This is a genomic window from Nitrobacter winogradskyi, from assembly GCF_006539545.1.
GTDB lineage: Bacteria > Pseudomonadota > Alphaproteobacteria > Rhizobiales > Xanthobacteraceae > Nitrobacter > Nitrobacter winogradskyi_A.
Map to the genome: position 1 here is coordinate 1 of NZ_BJNF01000138.1, position 2,969 is coordinate 2,969.

Annotated in this window: 1 protein-coding gene; it reads right to left on the reverse strand. The window is 67.7% G+C overall.

Features of this window, described 5'->3' with window-relative positions:
* On the reverse strand, positions 1 to 2,969 hold a 2,969-nt coding region (locus NWI01_RS18460; protein WP_141385397.1), incomplete at both ends, for a DUF2309 domain-containing protein.

Sequence of the window (2,969 nt, forward strand, 5' to 3'; positions counted from 1 at the left end):
TCGGCAGGAGCGATCAGAGGGGGACGCTCCTCCCACTGGCCGTTGTTGAAGACGAAGGGCTTGTAGCCCTGGGTGGGATCGATGACGATGGCGCGGATCCAGCCGCCGAGCACCAGGCTCTTGACCTTGACCACGCGCTCCAGCACGCGGCCGGCGAAGTCCAGCGGCGCCTCGATCAGCGCGATCAGGCGCATCGGCTCGTGGTAAGGGCGTCCCTCGCGCATCACCGTCTGCATCGGCAGGCCGGTCCGCAGATCGCTCAGGCTGCCGGTCATCACCCCGAAGCGCCCGGACACGTTATGGTAGACCTTGCTGCCGCTGCCCAGACGGGAGTTGTTCACGGTGGAGAAGAAGTATTCGAGGTTGATCCACTGGCCGACCACCACTGGTCCCGTCAGCAGGTTTTCCAGCAGTCGGCCCTTGGGGTCGCAGCGCCAGTCGTAGGACAGCAGGAAGGCGGTGCCCTGCAGATCCGAGTTCTCGGTGAGCGCGCGGCGGCCGACGATGCCGTAGACGTTCCCCGACAGTCCCCATTCGGGGCGGACCTGCGCCCAGTCCACCGCCAGGCGGTTCGCCAGGCGCAAGGCTTCCGCCGGCTCAAGTGACTTCGCCTCCGGCAACAGTTTCGGCATGCGCTCGGCCGCCGTCAGACGCGAGGCCGCTCGCAGGCTGTTGCGCAGGCGGTCCAGATACACCAGATGACGCGGCGGCAGCAGGTCGAGGTCGGACAGCTCGATGGCGTCGGTGGTGGTGACGTGCAGCGCGGGCATGAACCAGGTGTCTTCCGGAATGGTGATGCCCATGGCCGCCAGCCGCTCGCGCACCGCGGGCTTGTTGGCCATCTGCGCGAACACCCGGGCGTTCACGATGCCGCTGGCGCCGCCGCAGGCGCCGCAGTCCAGCGTTGCCTCGTAAGGATTGTTCTCGGTCTTGCCGCCGTGGCCGACAACCAGCACGAAGCGCGAGAAGGTCTGGGTCAGCCCGATCATGGTCAGGGCCGTGTGCACGTAGTTGACCTGCTCGTCCAGCGAGTAGCCGATGCGTCCCAGCCGCTCGAGCTGATGATTGGCGTAGTCGGCGTCGACGCCGTAGACTTGGCGCAGCTTGTCGATGAATTCGGCTTCCTGCGTCTGGGGCACGCCGAACTCCGTGCGCAGCCGCGTCGGCCCGTCGCGGTGGCGCAGCGCGATCTCGCGCAGCTCGCGGATCATGCCGGAATCCACCCGCTCGCGCTCGATCTTCAGTTCGGCATGCAGTGCCTTGACGATCATCGCCCGCTGCAGGGTGCGGATGATGGAATCGGCCTGCTCGCGGCTGAGCTTGTCCACCAGCAGGCGGGTCACCGGCTTTTCGGTGTCGATGCGGCTACGCCAGCGGCTGTAGCCCAGGGGCGCCAGGGTTTTGCCGAACAGGTCCAGCCCGAACAGCATGCCCACCGCCTCCACCGTGACGTAGGGCGAGAGCACCGACTTCTTGAGATCGTGCAGCGCATGGCCGAGCGTGCTAACGAAATCCTCGTTGTGGAGGTCCAGCGCGGCGGGCAGTTCCAGCACCAGGTTCTTGGGCGTGATCACCGCCGGGCAGTAGTGGCTCTCGCTGCCCTTGCCGTAGCCGAGGAAACCAACGGGCACGCCGAAGAAGCCGGCGATGCCGAAGGTCTGATAATCGCCTACGCGCTCCAGGTGGCGGCGGATGGGTTCGGCGCGCACGTCGATGCAGAACAGGGCCTGCGCGAAGGGCCGCTTGTCGGGCGGCGGGTCCTGCGGCGCCTGCACCTGGGTGAGCAGCTTGTCGATGGCCTGCCCCTCCATCGCCAGGGTCCACACCATGCCTTCCTGCGGCACGAAGTCCCGCAATCCCTGCAACAGACCCTCGACGTTTTCCGGCGTCAGCGCATCGAGCGCGGCGGTGGCGTTCGCCGCGGTGGCCAGATCGCGCAGCGCGGCGGCCTGTTCCTGTCCGAGGCGGGTCTGCCACAATGGCCAGTAGCGTTGCAGGAGATCATGGCAGCGGGCGCCGTTGCCGCGCGACAGCGTATCGTCGATGCGCTGCGCCCAATCGGGCAGCACCTCGCCGCTGTGCAGCGCGTACCGCAGCACGCATTCCGCGCCGCGTTCGCGCACCACGGTGCTCAGCTCGTCACGCCGCATCGGCGTGCCGCGATGGCGCGCGCTTTCCTGCAGCAGCGCCAGCCCCATGACCAGCCGGATCGCCAGCAGATCGACGATCTCGGCCGGATACTGCTGCGCCCAATAATAATGCTTGGCCGACGCGCGCCAGCGCACGAAGCCGGTCCAGCCGTGCAACCGTGTGAGCACGCGGGTGAAGTAGGTCGGCCAGGCGTCGGCGCTGATGCCCATTTCCTCCATGACGTACACCACCGCGCTCTCGGCGTCCTGCACGTGGTCAAGGATGTGGCGCACATGCAGCCTGCGCAGGAACATGCGCGCGTTGCGCCGCGTGACCTCGCTCCAGGCGGAGAACAGGCCGCGCTCGCGCCCGGGCATCCCCCAGGCGGATTGGTCTTCGTCGAAGAAATCAAGATAGCTTTTGATCACCAGCTCGTCGATCTCCTCGGCAAGTCCCGTGCCCCACAGGGCATCGACCGCCTCGGGCAGGGTGCGCGCGTGCAGGCGCTGTTCAAGCTCCGGCAGCAGCGCGGCAACGTCCACGGCTTGCGTGGAAGGCGACTGGCCGTGCAGCGCTGTGTGGACGTCCTTCGCCCGCGCGCCCCGCACCACCACGTCGCGGTCGTGCGGCGTCTGCATCAACGCATGCAGCCAGCGCGGCCAGTCGACGCCCGGGACCGGAGGCAGGTCCTGCGAACGTCGCCCCAGTTCTTCGTCGAGGGTCTCCCGCCGCACCTTGCCTTCGCTCTGCCAGCGCTGGTAGTCGCTGCGCGGCAGGAACATGCGCGCGTGAAACAGCTCCGCGCCGCGACGCACCGCCTGCTCGAACGGCATGCTCTC